The organism is Rhizobium sp. GW821-FHT14E12 (assembly GCF_058803745.1).
Genome location: NZ_JBXAPH010000003.1, coordinates 455,901 through 478,115, shown reverse-complemented (window position 1 = coordinate 478,115; position 22,215 = coordinate 455,901). Strand labels below are relative to the sequence as shown.

Sequence of the window (22,215 nt, the reverse complement as noted above, 5' to 3'; positions counted from 1 at the left end):
GAAGCCTTGCTATCCGATCAGCTCGCCGTCACGCCAAGCCGCAGCACCGCTGCCATGTCCTCGATGCGATCAAGGCCGAGAAGTCCCTCGAGCAACCTTTGCGACACTTCGGTGCCAATGACCGGGACGACATTCGCTTCGAATTTTTCGAGAATGAAGTCGTCCGATACCGGGTTCAAGGGGCTGCCGGGTGCGAACTGGACAAGCGGGGACACCAGATGCCTGCCATCCTGTGTCCGGATGCTCACGCGGCCCGCGGGACGCCGGATGCTGTCGAGCAGACGATCGGCCTCGTCATCGGTCTCCGCCTCGATCCTGCCGGAAAATACCGCGAGATCGGCGCGCGCCATGGTCTCCGGCTCGTACCAGCGCGCGGCGGGCTTGATGTCGAGCGCCATGGCGGCAATGGCGTAGGGAAAAGAGAATTGCGCATCCACCATGGTCGTGGGGGCGCGATCCATGAAATCACGGATCAGCGCCGCCGCCGTATGCACGGTCACCGTCTGGATGTCTTCCGCCCGAAGACTGTGCTCCCGCTTGAGATCCTGAAATGCCGAGAGCGTCGTCTGCATCCAGCGGCAGGTCGGAAATGCCTTGATTGTATTACGTGACAGGCTCCAGTCGTCACCGAGCCCACCGACCAGCATCTCCTCGTCGAAACGGTCCGATCCAAGCATCCGCCACAGCCCGCTCGTCCCGTCGAGAACCGCCTTTGCGCCGACAAGGCCGCAGGCGTCGAGTTCGACGGCGCGCACGCCGGTTTCGGCGGCCGGCGCGTTGAAATCCTTGAAGGACACGAGCGGCCGGCTTTCCCAATTGTACTTCTTCAGGCTGGGGACATTGGCCAAGGTGCCGGCAAAGCCGATCGCGTTTTCGAGCGCGTCTCGCCCGATCCCCTTCTGCTTGCCATAGGCGATGGCGGCGCCGACCGTCTGGTGCTGGCAGACGCCGTAGACCTCGCGAAAACGCTCTATGCTCGGCTGCATCGCCTGGATCAGCCGGTTGTTGATCTCGTAACCCGCAACGACCGCCGTCAGGAAATCGCGGCCCGAAATCGTGGCCAGGAATGGCGCCGCGATCGCCGCCGCAACGATGGTCGCACCCGGATGACCCATACCCTTGCCATCGGCTTCCAGCCCGTCGTCGAAATCGAGCGCATTCATCGCGGCCGAATTGCCGAAGGCGGATGTGGCCGGCCCGAAGGCGCGCTGCGTGCCGAGAATTGGGCAGGCCCCTTCCTTCGCCTCGCCAGCCAGAAACGACAGCACCCGGCGGGAAAGATCGCTCGCCGCACCGGCGATCCCGCAGCCGATGCTGTCGATGATGTGCAGGCTCGCCTTGTGCCGCACGGCTTGCGGAATATCGTCGTAACGCAACGTTTCGGCGAAAGTGGCGATCCGGCTGGTGAGCGTCATTTCGGTTCCTCTCCGAGGAACGTCTGGTCGTAGATCGCCGACAGGCGGCTCGTGAGCGTTCCCGGCAAGCTCTCGCCAAGGCTGCGGCCATCCACCGAGCGAACGGGCGTGACACCGCCAAACGTGCCGGTCACGAAAGCCTCCTCGGCATTGTAGACTTCGGCCAGCGTGAAATCCGTCTCGCGGCAGGTAATCCCTTGTTCCGCGCACAGCCCGATGATCTTCGCGCGGGTGATGCCCTTGAAGCAGAAGCGTCCGCTGGACGTCAGCACCTCGCCATCGCGCACGATGAAGAAATTCGTCGAGTTGCAGCTCGCAACGAACCCGGCGGGATCGAGCATCAGCGCCTCGTGGGCACCGGCCGCAATCGCCTGCAGCAACGGCTGAATGAAATTCAGCCGGCTGTGCGAATTGAGCCTGAGATCGAAGGAATCGGGTCCCGACGACCGAAATGTGGAGGTGAAGAGCTTGATGCCCTGCTTCTTGATCTCGGGGTCCGGCTTTTTGAACTCAGCGGTAATCGCGATCGTCGCCTTGCCAAGCGCATTGCGCGGGTCCTGATGCACGGTGCGCTTTTCGCCTCGCGTCACCATCAGGCGCAGATGACCACCATCCTCAATGCCGTTCGCCGCGCAGACTTCCTCGAGCGCCGCCTGCATTTCGTTTGGCGTCAAGCCGATATCAATCGCGATGGTGCGCGCCCCTTCATAAAGGCGCTTCAGATGCTCTTCCACGAATACCAGCTTGCCCTTGGCAAGCCGGATGCCTTCCCAGACTCCATCGCCGAGCCCGAAGCCTGCGTCGAAGATTGACACCACGGCATCGACGCGCTTGACGAGCCGGCCATTCAGCCAGATCCACAGATCCTCGTTGCGGGGATCCTCGACCGGCGTCTGCGCACCCTTGTCTTCTGTCATTGGCCTGCCTCTAGAAATGGAAGGACGAGAAGCGCGCCAGGAAAGCCTTCGTGCGCTCCTGCTGCGGATTTTTCAGTACCTCGTCCGGCGTACCTTCTTCGTGGATCTGGCCATTATGCAGGAACAGCACGCGTGTCGCGAAGTGATAGGCGAAGCCGAGCTCATGCGTAACCAGAAGCATGGTGCGGCCTTCCTTGGAGAGGTCGAGGATGACATCGAGCACTTCGCCGACCAGCTCCGGGTCCAGGGATGATGTCGGCTCGTCGAAGAGAAGGATTTCCGGTTCCATCGCCAGTGCCCGGGCAATCGCGACGCGCTGCTGCTGGCCGCCGGACAGCCGCACCGGATACTGATCCGCCTTTTCGGCAAGGCCGACGCGGGCGAGGTAATCCCTTGCCTTGGCCTTTGCGTCGGCGCGGCTCTTGCCGTGCACCGAGATCAGACCTTCCATGACGTTTTCGAGCGCGGTCATATGGGGAAAGAGATTGAACTGCTGGAAGATCATGCCGACACGGGTGCGAAGGGCACAGAGCTCCTTTTCCGATGCGACGATCTGGTCGGCCCTGCCCTGCTTGCCGACCGGCACGCCGTCGAGACTGATGCGGCCGGCGCTTGGCGTTTCCATGAAATTGATGCAGCGCAGGAAGGTGCTTTTGCCCGAGCCGCTGGAGCCGAGAATGGCGATGCGCTCGCCCGGTTTCACTTTGAGGTCCATGCCCTTCAGAACCTCGTTGGGTCCGAAGCTCTTGCGCAAGCCTTCGACGCTGAGGACCGTTTCTTCGTTCAAGGCCATGTCAGGTTCCTCGTGAGTTCAATCGACGCTCCAGCCCATAGGCTGCAAGCGTGCCTGGATAGATCACCAGGAAATAGATGACCGCCACGACCGAGAAGGTTTCCAGCGGCAGGAATGACTGGGTGCTCAGCATCTTCGCCTCGTACATCAGTTCCTGAACGGTGATGACGGAGGCGATCGACGTCATCTTGGCAAGTTCGACGCCGCGATTGGTGAAGGCCGGGATCATACGGCGCGCCGCCTGCGGCAGAATGATGCGGGCAAGCGTACGCCTTGTCGTCATGCCGAGCGCCCTGGCCGCTTCCCACTGTCCGGAAGCCACCGATTGCAGGCCGGCGCGCCAGATCTCGGCGCAATAGGCCGACGTGTTGAGAAACAGGCCAAGAGCCGCAGCCGTAAACGAGCTCATCTGCCAACCGGTGAGGACCGGAAAGGCATAATAAAACCAGATAAGCTGCACCAGAACCGGCGTGTTGCGGAACACCTCGATATAGCCGGTGGCCAGCCAGTTGATCCATTTGACCGTCGAGGCGCGGGCAAGCCCCAGAAACAGACCGGCCACCAGCGCGCCGGAAAAAGCCAGAGCCCATAGCGTCAGGGTCAGCCGGATACCACGTAGCAACAGGTCGCTATTGGCGAGGACCTCGCCGAACTGGAACTGATAGTCCATGGTCTACCTCTTGTGATATCGCGCAAGACGCGCTTCGACGGCGCGCATGCCGAGGCTTGCGACGAAGAGCACGCTGAAAAACAGGACAGCGACGGTCGTATAGGTTTCCAGCGGCCGGTAGGTCTGCGACGTCACCACCATCGCCTGATAGACGAGATCGCCATAGGCAAGTGTGGCGGCGAGCGACGTCGTCTTCACCAGTTCGAACGAACGCTCCATCAGCGGCGGGATCATGCGGCGCAGCGCCTGCGGCAGGATGATGCGACGCATGACCCTGCTGCCGCGCATGCCAAGCGCGCGGGCGGCTTCCCATTGGCCGCGCTCGATCGAGATGATGCCGCCCCGGAAAACCTCGGCAAAAAAGGCGCCCGACTGGATGGAGAGTGCAATCCAGGCTGCCACGAACGGATCGAGACTGACGCCGATGAGGATCGGCAGCCCATAGAAATACCAGAAGAAATGCACCAGCGGCGGTGTATTGCGATAGAATTCGATGATCGCCGTGCCAACGATCGAGACCGGCCTGTTCGATGAGAGCCGCATCAGCGCCAGGAGAATGCCGAAACACAGCCCGGCAACGATCGATGCCGCCGACAGGAGCAGCGTATTGCCGAGCCCTTCGAGCAGCAGCCCAGCATTCATGCGAATGGGCGTGAAATCCCAAGTGTAGTTCATGATGATCTCCGCACCTTGTCGATGCGCGGCCGAGGATAGAAAAAGCCATGAAAAAGAGAGGCGGGCTTATCGCCCGCCTTTCCTATTTTTTCTCAGGCCTTGGTCCAGCGCTCGCGCATGATGGCCGGGACCTTGGAGGCATCAATACCGCGATAGGTCAGATACTCGTCGAAGATCTTCTGCGTCTGGCCGGTCTGATAGAGATAATCCATGGAAAGACCAAGCCAGTCGCGCCACGACTTGTCGGCCTGATTGGGAACGCCGGCGCTCGAAGGTGATTGACGGATCGGCTCGGGCAGAACGATCGAGCCGCGCTTGACCTTGGATTGCAGCATGACGAGCGCCGGGTGGAACAGCGAAATAGCGTCCATTCGGCCGGCAACGAAGGCCGCACCCGTCTCGTCGGCGCTGGGGAAGCGTTCGATGGTCGCCTTTGGAAGACGAACGGTGATGTCGCGGTCCGGGGACGTACCGAGAACCACGCCAATCTTGAATTCCGGCTTGTTCATCTCTTCCCATGTCGTGACGGTGACACCGTCCTTCAGGAGAACGCCCTGCGCGTAATAGAACATCGGCTGGACGGGGAAATCGGCGGCAAGCGCTCGCTGCGGCGTCGCATCCATGGTGAACATCACGTCGAACTGGCCAGCCTGAAGGCCGGCGATCGCGGTGCCCCATGTAGTTTCCACAGGGGTCGCCTTGATGCCCAGTTCCTTGGCGAGCGCGACACCGACGCCCCAGCCGAGGCCATACCATTCGCCGCTGCGCTGATCCTTGTAGAACCAAGGCTCGCCTGGCGCCACGGCGATGCGAAGTTCGCCGCGGCCGCGAATAGCCTGAAGCGTGCCGGGCGCACTTGCCGTCTGCGCGACCGCTGCTGTCGCGCCACCAACGAGAACGGCGGCACCACCGCCCAATGCCGCGGCCGTCAGAAACGCGCGGCGACCATTGATTTCTTCGGTCATGACTTTCCCCTGATTACAGTCGGATATTCATCCGCGAATGATAATATTAGTTTCTATAAGGAATTTTTATTTCTTATACGGATATTCAATACTCACAGTTTCAATGTGTCAAGCGCGTGGCGCCTGCCCCATCAGCTAGGACAGCCCGAGAACTTCGTTGCTGGAGCAGACCCAGAATAGTTCGGCAGCGCCGTCGCCGGCAGCAAGGCAGGCATGCCCCATGGTGCTGTCGAAATAGGCGCAGTCGCCCTCTTCCAGAATGAGCGGCTCGTAGAATTCGGTCCGCAGCTCGACGCGGCCGCTGAGCACGATAACGACTTCCTCGCCGACATGGGCGATGAGCTTGCCGAAGTCGCGAATCTCATGGGCCTTGAGCGTCGCCTTCAACGGCATCATCTTCTTGCCGATGAGATCGGTGCAGAGCATCTCGTAAATATATTGTTTCGTATTGATAATCTTGCCCTGACCCTTGCGGGTGAACGACCGGCGGCCGCGCGGCATTTGCTTGCTGGGATCGGAGAAAAGCTCCGAAATATCCACGCCCAGTCCCCGTGCGAGCTTGATGATGCTCTCGTAGGTCGGCGAAAGCTGATTGTTCTCGATCTTGGAAATGGCCGATGCGGACATTCCCGAGCGCAGCGAAACTTCCTTGATGGTCATGTCGACATTGGCCCGCAGTGCCCGCACGCGCTTGCCGAGATCCATTTCATCACGCTCTTCCGTCGCGGTATCCAGCATGCCCACCTCCCTGCTTGCGCGAAACTTTATCGGCATTCAATTTGGTTTCCTATCGGAACTATACAACCCTATAGGAAAAATTCCGCGCAATAAAGATGTGGACTCTGGGCGCCGAAGACGTTCGTAGCGGACCACGGCCAACATGGAACTCAACATCGCGACGATCTTTGAACCGCCAGGGAGCAACGATTACAGGTCGCCTGGAACAACTAAGAATTGCAGACGTTAAGTCTCGTCGAGTTAGTGTCCGAAGGAGGACCCCATGGTAACGGAGACAAACTTTGAAACCTCGCGCGGCGAAGGTGGCGAGACGCATCAGCATGTGCCGGAGAAAGGGCCGCATGGCGGCGCCGATCATTTGACGACGGACCAGGGCATCCCTGTCTCCGACAATCAGAACAGCCTGAAATCGGGCGTGCGCGGGCCAACCCTTCTTGAAGATTTCGTGCTGCGCGAAAAGATCTTCCATTTCGATCACGAACGCATTCCCGAGCGGATCGTACATGCGCGCGGCTCGGGCGCGCATGGGTTTTTCGAACTCTACGAGCCACTCTCCAATATTACCAAGGCCGATCTGTTCCAGCGCAAGGGCGAAAAGACTCCGGTCTTCGTCCGTTTCTCCACCGTGGCCGGTGGCGCCGGTTCCGTCGACACACCACGCGACGTGCGCGGTTTCGCGGTGAAGTTCTACACCCAGCAAGGCAATTGGGATCTCGTCGGCAACAACATCCCGGTCTTCTTCATCCAGGATGCGATCAAGTTTCCGGACCTCGTCCACGCGGTCAAAATGGAGGCAGACAGGGCCTATCCGCAGGCCGGCAGTGCCCATGACACCTTCTGGGACTGGGCATCCTTGATGCCGGAAGCGACCCATATGCTGATGTGGGCGATGTCTGATCGTGCCATTCCTCGCTCGCTTCGCATGATGCAGGGCTTCGGCATCCACACGTTCCGTCTCGTCAACGAAGCGGGCAAGTCCACCTTCGTGAAATTCCATTGGCGACCGAAGCTCGGCATGCAGTCGCTGGTCTGGGACGAAGCGCTGAAGCTGCAGGCAGCCGACAACGACTATCATCGCCGCGACCTGTTCGAGACGATCGCCACCGGCCATTTTCCGGAATGGGAACTCGGCCTGCAGCTCTTCGACGACAAATTCGCCGAAAGCCTTCCCTATGATGTCCTCGATCCCACCAAGCTCATTCCTGAAGAGATCCTACCGCTCAAGATCGTCGGCCGGATGGTGCTTAATCGAAATCCGGACAATTTCTTCGCCGAGACCGAGCAGGTCGCCTTCTGTCCGGCCAATATCGTGCCGGGTGTCGATTTCACCAACGACCCGCTGCTGCAGGGGCGCCTCTTCAGCTATCTCGACACACAGAAATCACGGCTCGGCACCGCGAATTTCCATCAATTGCCGATCAACGCGCCGAAATGCCCGGTGATGAACTTCCAGCGCGACGGCCAAATGCAGATGAACGCACCCAAGGGCCGCGCCAATTACGAACCCAACAGCCTTGGCGAGAACGGCGAGCCCGGTGGGCCACGCGAATGTCCCGTCACCGGCTTCCAGACCTTCGCCCACCAGGCGGGGGAAGGAGAGCAAGGAGACAAGTTGCGGGCACGCGGCGAACTCTTTGCCGATCACTACAGCCAGGCGCGCCTGTTCTGGAAGTCGCAAACGCCCTCGGAACAGGCGCATATCGCCTCTGCCTTCGTGTTCGAGCTATCGAAGGTGCAGCTCAAGCAGGTGCCGCCCCGCGCGATAGGCAACCTCTTGAATGTCGACGCTGATCTGGCAAAGCGTGTTGCCGCCGGCCTCGGCATCGCCTTGCCGAACAAGAACCAGCCTGCTCGCACGCCGATCGATCTCGATCCCTCGCCTGCCCTTTCGATCCACAAAAACATGAAGGAAACGCTGGAAGGCCGTACGGTCGGCATCCTGATCGCCGACGGCAGCGACGCCAAGGCGATCTCCGACCTGGTGAAGGCCCTGACCAAAGCCGGCGCCACCCCCTTCATCGTTGCGCCGAAAGTAGGAGAAACGAAGCTTTCGGACAGCAGCACGATCAAGGCCGACGGACAACTCCTCGGTTCGCCGTCACAACTTTTCGATGCCGTCGCAATCATCCTGTCGAAGGATGGCGCGGCGAAGCTCGTCAAGGAAGGCGCCGCCGTACAATGGGCAATGGATGCCTTCGGCCATCTCAAGGCCATCGGTCATAACATCCCGGCAAAACCTCTGCTCGACAAGGCGGGGATTCAACCGGACGCCGGCGTTGTCGACCTCGCCGCCTTTGTCGGCGCAGCCGCCAAGCGCTACTGGGATCGTGAACCTGATGTCCGCACACTAGCGTAAGCAACGGGGCACATTCACGTCGTCGGAAGAAGGGCGCTTCCCGATGACAACGACACCCGCCGGTCGATGACGATCGGCGGGTGTTGGATATTGAGGATCAAGATTTCCGAGCTTGGCACTGTGAAGGCAGTTAGGACGCCAAGACTTATTCTTTCTCCCAACCGCTCCGGGTCGGTATCCACAACCGATGCACAAATCACCTGCCATATGTTTCAGGATCCGCGTCAGTCAGAGTTTGGATTGACGCGATTTTGCAGCCGACGCCCGGAGGCTTTATTTCGGGACGCCGTGTGCCGGACCTTCATCCTTGACTTCGCGCGGTGTCGGCGTGGGGATGACGCCGTGCTGAGGATCAGTCACATCCTGCCCCTTCGAGCCATCCGCGCTGGTTGAAAGCTCTCGATCACGGGTCTTACGTCTGGCGTCTCGCAGGCTTCCCGCCTCTTCGATGAGGGAGGTGAGCTCCTCTTCGGAGAAGTCGGACAGATCAAAGGTCTTGGTCATGATAGCCTCCTGGATGGTTCGGTTTCTCCCAAGCTAAACGCGCGACTTCATGAAACGACCCAAGGCTGCGAGAAGATTTTGATGAAGCGGCACAGTCCGAGCCGAAAACACAGCGCTACCGGCATCAAACGCGGATCATACAACGAGGCGATCTGCCTTGACCATAAGGCGGATCGACAACCCTTCGCGATTCCATTCACGAGAAATCTCACCGCCGAGCTGGCTGCGGACGGTCGCCTTGGCGAGGATACTGCCAAAACCATCGCCATCGGTCTGCCGATCGACCGGCGGCCCACCGCTCTCGGTCCACGTCAGGATAAAGTGCTCCCCATCCTCCGCGCATGCGATATCGACGCGTCCGTCCGGGGTGGAAAGAGCTCCATATTTCGCGGCGTTGGTTGCAAATTCATGCAGCAGCAACGCAAAGCTCGTCACCGCGCTGCCGCTAATGGCGATATCGGGACCCGTAACGACGGCCCGCGATTGCTGGTTGTCGGTGGTGACATCGTAGGGCGCCACAATCGTCTGAATCAAGGCATGCAGCGTCGTTGCCTGCTCGTTTCGACTGGCAGCGTCCGACGTGCGAGGAACCGTCAAGGCATGCGCGCGCGCCAATGCGTTCAATCGGGCCGAAACAGCGGAAGCGAGCTCACCCGGTGTCGTCGCGGCGCGCGCGCTCAAGGACACAACGCTGCTTGCAAGACTGAACAGATTTTTGACGCGGTGGTCCATCTCCCTGATCAGCAGATGTTGTTGCTCTTCAGCGCGGCGGCGCTCGGTTATATCGCGCGCGATTTTGGACGCGCCGATGACCCGGCCTTCGCGATTTTTGATCGGCGAGACCGATAGCGATATCTCAACGAGACTGCCGTCCTTCCGGCGTCGGATCGTTTCATAGTGCTCAATGCGTTCGCCACGGCGGATGCGAGCCAGGAGTTCCGGCTCCTCATTCTGCCGATCCAGGGGAATGAGCATGAGGACGGGCTGGCCGATCGCTTCCTGCGCCGTGTAACCGTACAGACGCTCGGCACCACGGTTCCAGCTGACGATTTTGCCGTTCAAGTCCTTGGCGAGGATCGCATCGTCGGACGATTCGACGATGGCTGCAAACCGTTGGGCCGCCTCTTCAACGCTCGCGCGGTCGGTCAGATCGACGAGCATATTAACTGCACCGCTAAGGTTGCCGACGGCATCGAAGATCGGCGTTGGAAATGCGAGGAACGCGGTGCGTGTACCGTCCGGGCGCTCGGCAATCGCTTCAAGCCCTCTGACGGCGCGTCTCTCTTTCAGCGCGATCGCCATGGGGCATTCGCCGTGCGGCAGAGGCGTTCCGTCGGGCCAGTAGAGTTTCCAGGAGCCGCAGAATTCACTCTCTCCAAGCTTGGGACTGACGCCCCACATCTCGGTCGCTGCCTTGTTGTAGAAGGTGATCCGGCCGAGCGCATCGGTCGTGTAAACAGCCTCCGGCAACGCTTCCAGGATGTCTCGAAGAGCCAGCGGATGGTGGAGCAAATTTAGCTGCGGCTCGCTTCTCGCGGACATGTCGACGTATTCGGCGGCCGTCTCATTCTCATTGGTCGACAGATGACTCATCGCGTATGCTCCACTACCCGGCAATGCTCACATACTGATGTCTCGACAAGCGTAGGTCTTCTTCCCAGGAAGTGAAAGTGCAATCAGAGAGCATCATATTTTAGTGATGGAATATGATAGAAGGGTTCGTTGTAAGTTCATTGCGAACCGGCCCCGATACCTAACAGGTTAAGCTCGATGGCGGTGGAGTGTGCTGGCGATTGATCCCAAGGCCATGGAAACGGTTGCAATGCGACGATGATCTTTTCACGAGGTTTCCTTCATAGCCTGGGTGTGTTTGCCCGCACGACCGTTGCTCATCGGCCTTCGCGGCAGATATGGCGAGCCGAAAGACCGGCAATATCTGCCTGTATGGCGATATTGTTGATGACGCGATTGCCGGCATATTCGCCGGCAATCGCAATTGCTGTCTCACGCGCCTGATCGGTCGTCACGACACCCGAGAGAATGATCGTGCCTCCTGTCGCGGTCACGTCGATCCTTGAGCCCTCGAGCCCATCGGCATAGGCAATCAGGCAGCGGATAGCTGCACAGGTCGCACCCCTATCCGACATGGACGTCAGCGGTGAAAGCTTGGCCAGAAAGAGCATCGAGGTGCCTCCGTGAGATCGCATGATCGGGAATTCAGGCGGCTGTTACCTCATCGAAGAATGTCTTTGACAGCGTCCTTGGCCTTGCCAACTTCACTCTGGATCTTTCCTTCGACCTTCTCGGCGGCACCCTCTGCCTTCAGCCGATCATTGCCGGTCAACTTCCCGGTCGTCTCCTTGATCGATCCGGCGACTTCCTTGACTGCGCCCTTGATACGGTTCTTGTCCATCGTCTCGTCTCCTTTGGTTGGGTCTAGAACGAAGCGGCTCCGGGCTTTCGACTGAAGCCATGACCCAAGAATTAGAGCCTCAAAACGACAGATTGCAGATCGAAAAATACTAGGCAGGCTAGTAGGAAATAGCCTTTTCTCGCTCCATCCGCTGCATTTCGCGAATGCGGGCCTTATCGAGCCTGATGTAGGCACTGAGCCGTCACTTTGGCTTAAGGCCCTTGGATGAGGCCGAGGCGCCCGTGAAACCGCGTTCCCTGGCCCAGATGACGGCGGCGGCTCGCCGGTTTACGCCAATCTTTATGTAAAGCGATGCGACATGGTTGCGGATGGTGTTTTTCGACAGACGAAGCGTCTCGCTCATCTCCGCATCGCTTTGACCGCGGCAGATCAGGGCGAGAACCTCCTTCTCGCGATCGCTGAGATCGAGCAACTGCGCCGAGGGAGCCTTGCCGCTCGAAACCTGCCGCAATGTGGCGAGGCGGTCGACGATCGAGCGGCTGAACCACGAGGTATCGGCCATGACGCTCTCGATGGCTTCGACCAATTCCGCTTCGCTGCGCTTGCGTTCGGTAATGTCCTGCAACGACCAGATCACGCATGGCTGATCGCCGATTTCGACGCGCTCGGCGGATACGAGACAGTCCGCTGTCCCACCGTCCTTTTGCTTCATCCGCATCGCTTCATCGCGAACTGCTATGGTCTCCGCAAGCTTCTTTTCCACGGCACGCCGGGCGGCGATATTGTCCCATAGGCGCAACTCGCTTGCCGTCTTTCCAACGATCTCCTCAAGGCTGTAGCCCGAGAGCTGAACGAAGGCATCGTTGACTTCAGTGAAAACGAAATCATCGAGACGCGAGATCGCCGCGGCAGCGGGCGAGAGCCTGAATGACTTCGAGAACCGCTCTTCGCTCTGGCGAAGTGCGTTCTGCGCCTTTCGCCGCGCATCAAGATCCGCGAATGTGAACAACATGCATGGCTCTTCACCGACGGCAATCGGTTCGCCGGCAACGATCACCAGGCAATCGCCGCCACCCGGAAGAGGAAGCAGGGCCTCCCGCTGCCGGATCAGCTTTCCTTCCATGAGCTTCGCCGTGGCGTCCTCACCCGTATCGCAATTGGCAAAGAGGCCGATCTGATCGACGGTCTTTCCGATGACCTCTTCCCGGGTATAGTTCGTCATCTCCACGAAGCCCGGGTTGACGCGGATGAAACGAAGATCCTCTAGGCGACAAATCAGGCCAGGCGCGGGATTGGCATTAAAGGCACGCTCGAAGCGCTCTTCCGCCTCGAACAGCGGCGTCTCGTCCCGGATCACGAGCGCGAGCACGTTTGGTCGGTCACCGGCATCAACGATGATCAGACTGCGAACCGTGTGAACCCAGACGAGATCCGGCTCGCCGGTCCGCGATATCTCGACGGTCACCTCATCGACCGTCTCGCCATCGAGCAGCCGCTCGATCGGATACTGGCCTTTGTCCAGCGGATGGTTGTTGCGGTATCTAAGCGCAAATGCTTTCCGGTAGCCTTCGACATCACCGCCAAGCTCTTCGATGACGGTGACCCTGTGCATTTGAAGCGCCGCACCGTTTGCCCAGGAGATCCCGCCTTCCGGGTCAAGCAGGATAATGCCGTCGCTCAACCCGGCAACGAGTTCCTGCAGGACATTCCGGTTCACATTTGGCGGCTGCAGCTCGTCGGTCATGCAAATCCTTACATCGCTTCTCTCGGATTAAATAGAGACGTGTTGTGATAAGAGAAGCGCCGGTGATCCATCGGCTTGCCCGAAGCCGTCGATGGTCATTGTGCGCTTACCGTCAATATAATTGAAAGGCACGGATCAATTCCGAGGCGCGCCGCGTTACCTATGCTCTGAAGCTTGTCTTGAACCGCGCCGATTCATACCTGCTGTCACCAGCGTCGCAAGCGAGGTGACCAAAGAGAATTGAGACTTCAATGACCAATGCCCGCATTACCGTTCTCGTGGTCGAGGACGAACCATTTATGAGGATGGACATTTCCGGTGCACTAGAGGATGGCGGGTTCCTGGTCTTAGAGGCTGCAAACGCCGACGAAGCCATTGTTATCCTGTTGGAACACACAGAAATACAGGCCCTGTTCACCGACATCGATATGCCCGGCAGCATGGATGGGCTCATGCTGGCGATCGCCGTTCGCGATCGCTGGCCGCCCATCAAGATCATCGTGACATCCGGCCACCAATCCATTCGAGAAGAGAACCTTCCGGTCGATGGGCGGTTTTTCAGCAAACCCTACAATCCCGAGAAAATTGTCAGCACAATACGGGAAATGCTGGCGGCCTGAGCGGCGGCGGGGCGGCGGCGGCAAGTCATGAATAGACCACCCACGCTCTCCCCAATCGTCCAGCCCAACCGGCACCACGCCGCACCGAGCACTTTCGATGTCGTTCAAGAAGGGCGGTTATACCCCTTTTACTTCAGCCCAACCGGGCAAATTGGCGGCATCAGCCCCAGGTGCGTTCCAGCAGCGACAGCCAGTTGCCATGCGCGATCTTCGTCAGCGCCTCATTGTCGTAACCCGCTACCTGCAGCGCGCCGAGCAGGCGCGGCAGGCCGGTAACGTCCCCGATCCTGTTCGAGATCAGCGTGCCGTCGAAATCCGATCCCAATGCCACATGGTCGATGCCCACTTTTTCGACCAGATAGTCGATGTGGCGTACCATCACCGAAATATCCGTCCCGGCATCGGCCTTGCCCTCGGGGTGGAGGAACCTGACGCCGAAATTCAGCCCGATGAGGCCGCCCGTCTCGCGGATCGCATCGAGCTGTCTATCGGTCGCGTTGCGGCTGTGGGAGCAGATGGCAAAGGCGTTCGAATGCGAGGCAACGAGCGGCGCGTCCGAGATTTCCGCGACATCCCAGAACCCGGCATCGTTCATATGCGAAAGGTCGATCATGATCTTCAGCCGGTTGCACAGCCGGATCAGCTCGCGGCCGGCTTCGGTCAATCCGGAACCGATGTCGGGACTATGGCCGAAGCGGAAGGGCACACCATGCGCGAAGATATTGGGGCGGCTCCAGACCGGACCGAGCGTCCGCAGGCCCGCCGCGTGGAGCACTTGGAGAAGATCGAGATCCGCTCCGACTGCTTCAATCCCCTCGATATGGAAGACCGCGGCGAAACTGCCATACTCGATTGCCGTATGGATTTCCGCGACCGACGTGCAGACCGTGAAAGCGCCTTCCGACTGCGCCTCGATCCGGCGCAGCAGAGCGGCCTGCGCGATCGTGTGATCGAGCGCGCTCTGACGATCGACCCGCGGCAGATCGCCGTTGGCATCCAGCGCCTTGCCGGTTCCGGGGACATAGACAGCGCAAAGTCCGCCGACGAGGCCGCCTTGCCTTGCCCGGGGAAGGTCGATGTGCACGCCCTCCTGCCCGTTCAGGAAGCGTGCCTCCGCGCCCACCCGCCCCTCGCTCATCAGGCGCGACAGGATGTCATTATGCCCATCGAATACGGGGATATGGATCGGATCTTCGCTCATTCTTGCCTCCGTCACTGCAGCGTGACCTCGTAAATTTTCTCGTGGGTGGCGACGACCTCGCAGGCGGCATCGATGGCCACCAGCCCCGCCGCGATGTGATAGGGCGCGAGATCACGATTGACAACACCATCCGCAGCGCTCGCGAGATCCTGCTTCAGATAGGCCACACGGGATGCAATTTCATGCCTACCCATATAGCGGATGAAAAACGCGCCCTTGCCGGGCCAAGCGACTTGCCTCAACTGAAAGCAATGTCGCCGATCACCCGCACACGCACGCGGCGCGCACCGCCCGGCAGGTAGGCGATCGGGATATCCTCGACCTCAAGCGTCTTGAGGCTTCCACGGCTCGCGCCGGAAGTGACAGCGGCGTCTCGTGCCCCATCCTCCGCTTTTGCAAGCGCCTCGTCTCGGCTGAGACCCGAGAACACCTGATCGACCTCGCCCGAAACCTGCGCCATCGCAGCACCCAGCGCATTTGCGACGCCGGCATTCTCGACACGAAGAACTTCGGAAGCACCGGCGATCTTATCCGGGATCAGAAAGGCTCCGCCGCCGACCGCAATCAGCGGCACGTCTTCCGCCGAGGTCTTCATCTGATCGAAGCTGTCCGTCACCATATCGCGGATACGGCCGAGGCTCGTCTTGACGAAGACCGGATCGAGATCCTTCACGCGATCCCTGTCGCCCATCTCGATCAGTCCCGCCGCGACGGCGACGTCCGACGTAGTCAGCGTGTTGCCACCGAAGACGCGGGCTTCGGTCAAGATGCGATAGCCGACCGAACGCGGGCCTATCTTGCCGGTTTCCGGATCGATGATCGTTCCGCCGCCAAGCGCGATCGGCAGGAGGTCAGGCATGCGGAACAGCGTGCGTACCCCGCCGATGTAGACGATATTGTTCGCCTCGCGCGGAAAGCCGCCGACAAGGCAACCGATATCCGAGGTGGTGCCACCGACATCGACGACCATCGCATCCACGAGCCCGCTCAGGAAAGCCGCGCCGCGCATCGAGTTCGTCGGTCCCGAGGCGAAGCTATGGACCGGGTTTACCGCCGCCACATCGGCAAGCGCCACCGTGCCGTCGTTTTGCGTCAGATAGAAAGGCGTCGCCAAGCCCGCCTCGCGCAGAGCATCCGAAAAAGCCTGCACCGTCGTCTTGCCGAGGGATTGCAGCGCCGCGTTCAGAAGCGCGACGTTCTCGCGCTCCAGCAGTCCGATCCGGCCGAGCGTATGCGACAGCGTGATCCTCGCATCCGGGATCACCGAGCGGACGATTTCGGCCGCCCTGACCTCGCATTCGGTTGTCAGCGGCGAGAAAGTGGCCGAGATCGCGATCGAGGTAACGCCCGCATCGCGGATCTTCATCGCAGCTTCGCGGATCTCGTCGGGGATCATCGGCACAAGCGGGCTGCCATCATATTCATGGCCGCCATGCACCATGAAGACGAGCGGATCGACCGCAGCGCGCAGATCCTCCGGCCAGTCGCACATCGGCGGCAGCGATGCGCCGGTGGGCAAGGCGATGCGGATCGCCGCGACGCGCTCCAGGCGCGCGCGCTCGACGACGGCGTTCGTGAAATGGGTGGTGCCGATCATCACTGCGTCGATGGGCCGACTGTCCGCGCCCTCGTGACCGGCGACGTGGCTCAAAGCCGCCTTCACACCCGACATCACATCCTGCGTCGTGGGAACCTTGATCGAGGCGATGATGTTTTCACCGTCGATCAGGACGGCATCCGTGTTGGTGCCGCCAACGTCAATACCGATGCGCTTCATGCGAATACCGATCTGAAATCAATGTCATAACCAAAGGCGCGAGGCCCAACCGCGGCGATCCCCGCAGGAGAGGTCAGGAGTTTCGGCGCAGGCAGGGCCACGACCGTTACGCGCTGGCCGTACCGCACCGATTCAGTCCCGATCGCACCACCCGAAATCGTATCGAGAAGGCACAGCAGATCCGGCGTCATTGCAACGGGCTCGCCATCGCGGAACGCAACTGCCCATTCATTCTGGAAGGCCAACTCCATGCGCGCGCCCTTGTCCACATCGATGCCTTCGATCACCGTGCGGCCTCGCAGGAAACCGCCAGTCGTCTCGCGGGCAACGTCGATCACCTTGCCGCGGAACAGTTGCTTGCCGCCCTCGTGGTCGAGGACCGCCTTCACCGGATCGTCGTGGCGCGCACGCGCCTCGATCACAGCCCGGCCGAGCTCGGTCGCCTTGGTGATCGTATAGTGAATGCCCCATTCCTTGACCTCTCGGCCGGTGCGGGGCGCCTTGCAGGTGGCGGCGGTCGAGCCGACCTCGGTGCAGATCTTGCGCGAGATCCGCTCCATCCATTTCCACGACGCCGCGCGGGTCACGATAACCTCATTTTCGCGCACATCGACCAGCGAAAGCGGGAACATCGGCAGATTGCCGATGGCAAAGGAGGTCATCTGCGCCTCCGGATAGGCGCGGCCCATCGCATCGGCGTTGACGACCGGGCGGCCGAGCAACGCCGCGGCGAGGAAGGAAGACAGCGCGTTGGAACCGCCGATTTCGACGCTCATGATCGCGCGGAAAGGCTTGCCGAGGTAATCCTCCATGACCTCGACCGCGCGGGCGAGATGAACGGGATCGCCCAGCCGTTCCTCTCCGACCAGCGGTGCGCCCATCTTCGAGACGACCGCAACCATGTCGTCATCGTCAAGCGCCATCGGGTCCATCACCTGAACGCGCCGGCCATCGGCATAGAGCCGGCGGAGGTTCAACGTCGAGATATAGGGATTGCCGCCGCCGCCGGTCCCCAGAATCCAGGCACCCGTTGCAAGCGGCTCGATGTCGTCTTCGGAAAATTCCTGAAGCATGTATCACCTTCGGCAATAGCGTTCCCGACCCCAAACGGGGCCGGGTCTGCTTGTCTGGAATGCGGAGATCAGTTCGCCTTGCAGTCCCAATGGAAGTTCGAGAAGTTCAGGTCCCAGCTTTGCATCGGGATGAACTCATAGCCCTGCAAGCATTTGTTCGCGGCATAGCGGCGGTTCGCCGACACGGCCCAAACGTCGGGCTGCAGATCGAAGAGCTTCGCTTGAAGCTCCTTATAGGCCGCGTTCTGTTCCTTGACGTCGGTGGTCGCCCGCGCCTTGTCGATCAGCGCATCGACCTCCGGATTCTGCAGCCATTCCATCGACATCCAGGTGCCTGAAGCCTTGGAGTGATACTGGTTGTAGAATATCGCGTCCGGCGAGGGATAATTGGGCGAGATGTTGACCTGCGTCGAAGCGGGCGTCGTTTCCGGCTTGGAGGAGAGCTCGACGATGCGGTTCCACGGCTCGGGCTTGATGTCGAGCGTGATGCCGATCTGTTCCAGATTTGCCTGCATCAGCAGCGCCACATCCGCCTCGAAGGCAAGCGAGGCGACATAGCTGTTGACCAGCGTGATCTTCTGGCCCGCGTATTTCGACTTGGCGAGCTCTTCCTTGGCCTTTTCGAGATCGAAGACACCCGGCTGAATATCGTCGTTATGGGCTTCCTTGAATGCGGTCGAAAGCGGGCCGGTCATGTCGAAGCCCGGATAGATCGCCTCCTGAATGGTCTTGTAATCGGTCGCATAGGCGATCGCACGCCGTACATGGACATCATCCGTCGGATAGACCTTGGTATTCAGCTTGATCAGGAAACCGCCAGCCGTACCGGTCTGGATCAGCTTGTAGTTCGGCATCTTGCCGATCGTTTCATATGTATCATTGCCCATACCCTGCGAGGAAAGGCCGAGTTCGCCCTTCTCGGCCAAGGCCTTCACCGTGGCGTCGTCGCTCGTCTGAACGAAGCGCACCTCGTCGATCGGCGTGCCCTTGGTCCAGCCAAGGAAATAATCGGGGTTGCGCGCGATCACCATGTCGGCCGAGCGATTGTAGCTGATGAGCTTATAAGGCCCCGAACCCGCCGAATGCTCGCCGATATAGGCTTCACCCCATTTGTCGTCCGGCTTCGTATTGGCCTCGATCAGCTTTTCGTTGAGCGCCATCATCAACGGCGTCACCGCCATGAAGGGCGAGAACTGACGGTCGAGCTTGATGACAACAGTGCTATCGTCCGGCGCGGTGATGTTTTCGGGCTTCACAAGGCCGACGACAAGGTTCGACGGGCCTTTGTTGATGCCGAGCAGACGCCGGATCGACCAGACGAAATCCGAAGCCTTGAGCGCTGTGCCGTCCTGGAATTTGGCATCGTCGCGCAGATGGAAAGTGTAGGTCAGGCCGTCCGGCGAGATCTCCCATGATTTTGCCAGATGGGGAACGATCTCACCCGAAGGGCTCACCGTCGTCAGGCCATCATACATGTTCACGATGGCCATGTAGCCTGTGTAATCGGTGACCTTCGCCGGGTCGAGCGAGCTGAAGATCTGCATCGTATTGACGGCAATCGACACCTTGTCGGCAGCCGAAGCCGCAACCGAGGTCAGCGGCAGCGCCATGGCTGTGCCGAGGAACAGCGCCGCAAGGCGCAAACTATTGGAACCCATCTTCATTCACGTTCTCCTCTTGGATGCGGGAACTGGAACGCCCCGCTTATGGTTATGCTGCCGTCCCGGCGGGAGCAGGCAGCGGCAGGTAAGTGATGTCGCGGTAGCCGAAAGCCGCCGGGCCGACGACATCAAGCGCGCGCGCACTGCGCAGCAGCTCGTGGCAGGGGATGGCGATCACGGCGACGCGCTGGCCGTAACGCAACATTTCGGTGGTGATCGGATAACCCGTATCGACGTCGAGCAGGACGACGAGATCGGGCACGCAGACCTCGACCTTGCCGTCTCGGCGGAAGATCAGAAATTCGTTCTGGATCGCCACGCTCGCCGTCTGACCGACGCAATCGTCAAAGCCCGCAAGCTCCATATCGCCAACTGCAAAGCCGCCACGCAGATGGCGCTTCAGATCGGTGATCTTGCCGTTGAAGATGCGTCGCCCGCCCTCAAGCGCGCAGACTGCCGCAATCGGGTCTTCCTGCGCCTTGCGCGCGCGGATCACCGCTTCGCCGAGCGCGATCGCCTTGGTGTAGCTTTTCGGAATGCCGTATTGATGGACGTAGTGCGCCTGCATCGGCGCCGTCGCCAGCATGGCGCCGCCGCCCTGGGCCACGACGCAGGCGCGCGCCATACGCTCATGCCAGACCTCGGATACGGCATGGCTGAAGATCACGGCATTGCCGTGCAGGTCGCACATCACCGAGGGTGTCGAGCTGTGGCCATAGATCGAGAATGTCGTCATCTGCATTTCGGGAAAGGCTCGGCCCATGCCGTCGCAATCGAGAACCGGCAGCCCACCAAGCGCCGCCGTGACGAGCGGGTTCATCGCATTCGAACCGCCGATCTCCTCGCAGACGATGGCATCGATCGGTGTGCGGATCAGCTCTTCCATCGCGCGCAGACAGCGAAGCCCCTCGCGCCCTTCACGGATGCGCTCCACGCCGACAACAGGTGCCCCGATGCCGCCGATCGACATGCACAGCGCGTCCGGCTCGATGCTGTCGGTGGCAAGAACCTTCATCTCGTAACCGGCCTTCATCGCCTCAAGCGCGAGAAGCTTGCCCTGATACGGGTTTCCGCCGCCGCCGGTGCCGAAAATACCGGCGCCGATCTCCAGCGCATTGAGGTCCTCCGGCGTCAAGGTGCGCAGGGCGGCTTCGTCATATTTCAGCTTGCGGGCCTCAGGCATGATCGCCTCCCATTTCTCCAACGACTTTGACGTGAATGCGCGTGGCGTTGCCGGGCAGATAGGCAAGCGGCATGTCCTCGCGCTCGATGACTTCGAGCGTTTCGGCCAGCGCCCCCGCAGCAATCGCTTTCTCACGCGCTTCCGCTTCCGCTTCTGCGAGCGCATTTTCGCGCGTGCGTCCGTCGATCAATGAGAAGACGCGGTCGGTCTCACCGCTGATCTGCGCGATGGCGGCGCCGACGGCGTTCGCCACGGCGAAATTCTCAGGCCGGATCACGTCCAGATCACCGATGCGGTCGGGCATGAGGATGGACCCACCACCGACGGCGATCACCGGCACGGGCGTCGACGAGATGCGGCTGCGCTCGACGCAGGCTTCGAGCATCGCATTGATCTTCGCGACGGCTGCGTCGATCAGTGCCTTGTCGAGGTTTTCGACCAGCGCCCTGTCACCCACATCCGCCTTGCCGGCGGCGACGGCGATATCGGTCGCGGTCAGCGTCGTGCCGCCGAAGCACAGGGCTTCCTTGCGAACGCGGTAGCCCACCGACTTCGGCCCCACGGTCAGGCCGGCATCACCTCTGACGACCAGCGAGCCGCCGCCCAGGCCGATGGAAAACACATCGGGCATCCGGAAATTCGTGCGTACGCCGCCGATATCGACCGTGGTTGAGGCCTGGCGCGGGAAGCCGTGCGAAAGCGAGCCGACATCCGAGGTGGTGCCGCCGACATCGACGACAACGGCATCCTTGATACCGGTCAGAAATGCCGCACCCCGCATCGAGTTGGTCGGGCCGGAGGCAAAGGTCAGTACCGGGAAACCACGTACGACATCGGCGGCCATCAGCGTGCCGTCGTTCTGCGTGATATAGAATGGGCACGGTATCCCCGCCGTCGCCAAGGCTTTGCCAAATGCCGTCACAGTGCGATCCGCCAGCGACAAGAGGCTGGCGTTCATGATCGTCGCGCTCTCGCGGGCGATCAGACCATGCCGACCGATATCCTTCGACATCACGACGGGCAGCCCCGGGCAGTGCTGTTGCAAAATCTCCTTGGCGCGGAGTTCCATCGCGTCGTTGATGCCACTGAAGACGCAGGTGACGGCCGCAGCCTTCAGACCCTTGGCCCGGATGTCACCCGCGATCCGGACAATGGCGTCCTCGTCGAGCGGCGAGAGTTCGCGCCCGTCGAATTCATAGCCGCCTTTCACCTGATACCCATGATTGCCGACGATCTCGCGAAGATCGTCGGGCCAGTCGACCATCGGCGGTAGGCCGGCCCCCGAGGGCAGGCTCAGACGGATCGCCGCAACTTCGTCCATGTGGCGCCGCTCGATCACCGCATTGGTAAAATGCGTCGTGCCGATCATGACGGCCGCAATCCGCGCCCGGTCGATGCCGGACGCTTCGATCACCTTTTCAAGCGCTTCGATCACGCCCGACGTCACGTCTTCGGTCGTCGAGGCCTTGACCCCCGCCAGCACGGTCTTTCCCTTCAGTACGACAGCGTCCGTATTGGTGCCGCCGACGTCAATTCCAACGCGATACAC

General features: G+C 60.6%; 21 protein-coding genes. 2 read left to right on the top strand and 19 right to left on the bottom strand.

Features of this window, described 5'->3' with window-relative positions:
* Window positions 1-17 precede the first annotated feature (17 nt).
* The 7 genes from AC1RO0_RS15540 to AC1RO0_RS15510 form a co-directional block, all read right to left on the bottom strand.
* Window positions 18-1,415 carry an MmgE/PrpD family protein gene (locus tag AC1RO0_RS15540; RefSeq protein WP_498593785.1) on the bottom strand — a complete coding sequence of 466 codons (1,398 nt, stop codon included), beginning with the start codon at window positions 1,413-1,415 and terminating at the stop codon, window positions 18-20.
* Window positions 1,412-2,332, bottom strand: coding sequence for an aminotransferase class IV (locus AC1RO0_RS15535; RefSeq protein WP_498593784.1), 921 nt, complete (start codon window positions 2,330-2,332; stop codon window positions 1,412-1,414). Before AC1RO0_RS15535 ends, AC1RO0_RS15540 begins: the two co-directional genes overlap by 4 nt.
* A 10-nt stretch (window positions 2,333-2,342) precedes the next feature.
* The gene (locus AC1RO0_RS15530; RefSeq protein WP_498593783.1) at window positions 2,343-3,125 is read right to left on the bottom strand and encodes an amino acid ABC transporter ATP-binding protein; all 783 of its coding nucleotides are present in this window, start codon (window positions 3,123-3,125) and stop codon (window positions 2,343-2,345) included.
* Between the two features lies 1 nt (window position 3,126).
* On the bottom strand, window positions 3,127-3,795 hold the full coding sequence (locus tag AC1RO0_RS15525) for an amino acid ABC transporter permease (protein WP_498593782.1): 669 nt from the start codon (window positions 3,793-3,795) through the stop codon (window positions 3,127-3,129).
* A gap of 3 nt (window positions 3,796-3,798) precedes the next feature.
* The gene (locus AC1RO0_RS15520; protein WP_498593781.1) at window positions 3,799-4,470 is read right to left on the bottom strand and encodes an amino acid ABC transporter permease; all 672 of its coding nucleotides are present in this window, start codon (window positions 4,468-4,470) and stop codon (window positions 3,799-3,801) included.
* Between the two features lie 92 nt (window positions 4,471-4,562).
* Window positions 4,563-5,435 carry a transporter substrate-binding domain-containing protein gene (locus AC1RO0_RS15515; RefSeq protein ID WP_498593780.1) on the bottom strand — a complete coding sequence of 291 codons (873 nt, stop codon included), beginning with the start codon at window positions 5,433-5,435 and terminating at the stop codon, window positions 4,563-4,565.
* Between the two features lie 135 nt (window positions 5,436-5,570).
* Window positions 5,571-6,173, bottom strand: coding sequence for a helix-turn-helix domain-containing protein (locus tag AC1RO0_RS15510; RefSeq protein ID WP_498593779.1), 603 nt, complete (start codon window positions 6,171-6,173; stop codon window positions 5,571-5,573).
* Between the two features lie 262 nt (window positions 6,174-6,435).
* Here AC1RO0_RS15510 and AC1RO0_RS15505 point away from each other — a divergent pair, with 262 nt between their 5' ends.
* Window positions 6,436-8,529 (top strand): catalase, encoded by a 2,094-nt coding sequence (locus AC1RO0_RS15505; protein WP_498593778.1) that lies wholly within the window; start codon window positions 6,436-6,438, stop codon window positions 8,527-8,529.
* A 273-nt stretch (window positions 8,530-8,802) separates the two neighbouring features.
* On the opposite strand, the gene AC1RO0_RS15500 is transcribed toward AC1RO0_RS15505, so the two are convergent.
* The 5 genes from AC1RO0_RS15500 to AC1RO0_RS15480 form a co-directional block, all read right to left on the bottom strand.
* The gene (locus AC1RO0_RS15500) at window positions 8,803-9,033 is read right to left on the bottom strand and encodes a hypothetical protein (RefSeq protein ID WP_498593777.1); all 231 of its coding nucleotides are present in this window, start codon (window positions 9,031-9,033) and stop codon (window positions 8,803-8,805) included.
* A gap of 135 nt (window positions 9,034-9,168) precedes the next feature.
* On the bottom strand, window positions 9,169-10,575 hold the full coding sequence (locus tag AC1RO0_RS15495) for a PAS domain S-box protein (RefSeq protein ID WP_498594032.1): 1,407 nt from the start codon (window positions 10,573-10,575) through the stop codon (window positions 9,169-9,171).
* 347 nt (window positions 10,576-10,922) lie between these two features.
* On the bottom strand, window positions 10,923-11,216 hold the full coding sequence (locus AC1RO0_RS15490) for a BON domain-containing protein (protein WP_498593776.1): 294 nt from the start codon (window positions 11,214-11,216) through the stop codon (window positions 10,923-10,925).
* 50 nt (window positions 11,217-11,266) lie between these two features.
* Window positions 11,267-11,446, bottom strand: coding sequence for a CsbD family protein (locus AC1RO0_RS15485; RefSeq protein WP_498593775.1), 180 nt, complete (start codon window positions 11,444-11,446; stop codon window positions 11,267-11,269).
* Window positions 11,447-11,648: 202 nt separating this feature from the next.
* The gene (locus AC1RO0_RS15480) at window positions 11,649-13,151 is read right to left on the bottom strand and encodes a PAS domain S-box protein (RefSeq protein WP_498593774.1); all 1,503 of its coding nucleotides are present in this window, start codon (window positions 13,149-13,151) and stop codon (window positions 11,649-11,651) included.
* 251 nt (window positions 13,152-13,402) lie between these two features.
* On the opposite strand from AC1RO0_RS15480, the gene AC1RO0_RS15475 reads away from it, so the two are divergent.
* Window positions 13,403-13,771 (top strand): response regulator, encoded by a 369-nt coding sequence (locus tag AC1RO0_RS15475; RefSeq protein ID WP_498593773.1) that lies wholly within the window; start codon window positions 13,403-13,405, stop codon window positions 13,769-13,771.
* Between the two features lie 160 nt (window positions 13,772-13,931).
* Here AC1RO0_RS15475 and AC1RO0_RS15470 read toward each other — a convergent pair whose 3' ends face one another.
* The 7 genes from AC1RO0_RS15470 to AC1RO0_RS15440 all read right to left on the bottom strand — a co-directional run bounded on the left by AC1RO0_RS15470 (window position 13,932) and on the right by AC1RO0_RS15440 (window position 22,215).
* Complete coding sequence (locus AC1RO0_RS15470) at window positions 13,932-14,972, bottom strand: dipeptidase (RefSeq protein ID WP_498593772.1); 1,041 nt, start codon at window positions 14,970-14,972, stop codon at window positions 13,932-13,934.
* An 11-nt stretch (window positions 14,973-14,983) separates the two neighbouring features.
* A complete protein-coding gene (locus AC1RO0_RS15465) occupies window positions 14,984-15,139 on the bottom strand; it encodes a hypothetical protein (RefSeq protein ID WP_498593771.1) in 156 nt (51 codons plus the stop codon).
* A 71-nt stretch (window positions 15,140-15,210) separates the two neighbouring features.
* The gene (locus AC1RO0_RS15460; RefSeq protein ID WP_498593770.1) at window positions 15,211-16,749 is read right to left on the bottom strand and encodes a hydantoinase/oxoprolinase N-terminal domain-containing protein; all 1,539 of its coding nucleotides are present in this window, start codon (window positions 16,747-16,749) and stop codon (window positions 15,211-15,213) included.
* On the bottom strand, window positions 16,746-17,822 hold the full coding sequence (locus tag AC1RO0_RS15455; RefSeq protein ID WP_498593769.1) for an S-methyl thiohydantoin desulfurase family protein: 1,077 nt from the start codon (window positions 17,820-17,822) through the stop codon (window positions 16,746-16,748). Before AC1RO0_RS15455 ends, AC1RO0_RS15460 begins: the two co-directional genes overlap by 4 nt.
* Window positions 17,823-17,890: 68 nt before the next feature.
* On the bottom strand, window positions 17,891-19,486 hold the full coding sequence (locus AC1RO0_RS15450) for an ABC transporter substrate-binding protein (protein ID WP_498593768.1): 1,596 nt from the start codon (window positions 19,484-19,486) through the stop codon (window positions 17,891-17,893).
* A gap of 46 nt (window positions 19,487-19,532) precedes the next feature.
* The gene (locus AC1RO0_RS15445) at window positions 19,533-20,666 is read right to left on the bottom strand and encodes an S-methyl thiohydantoin desulfurase family protein (RefSeq protein WP_498593767.1); all 1,134 of its coding nucleotides are present in this window, start codon (window positions 20,664-20,666) and stop codon (window positions 19,533-19,535) included.
* Window positions 20,659-22,215, bottom strand: coding sequence for a hydantoinase/oxoprolinase N-terminal domain-containing protein (locus AC1RO0_RS15440; protein WP_498593766.1), 1,557 nt, complete (start codon window positions 22,213-22,215; stop codon window positions 20,659-20,661). Before AC1RO0_RS15440 ends, AC1RO0_RS15445 begins: the two co-directional genes overlap by 8 nt.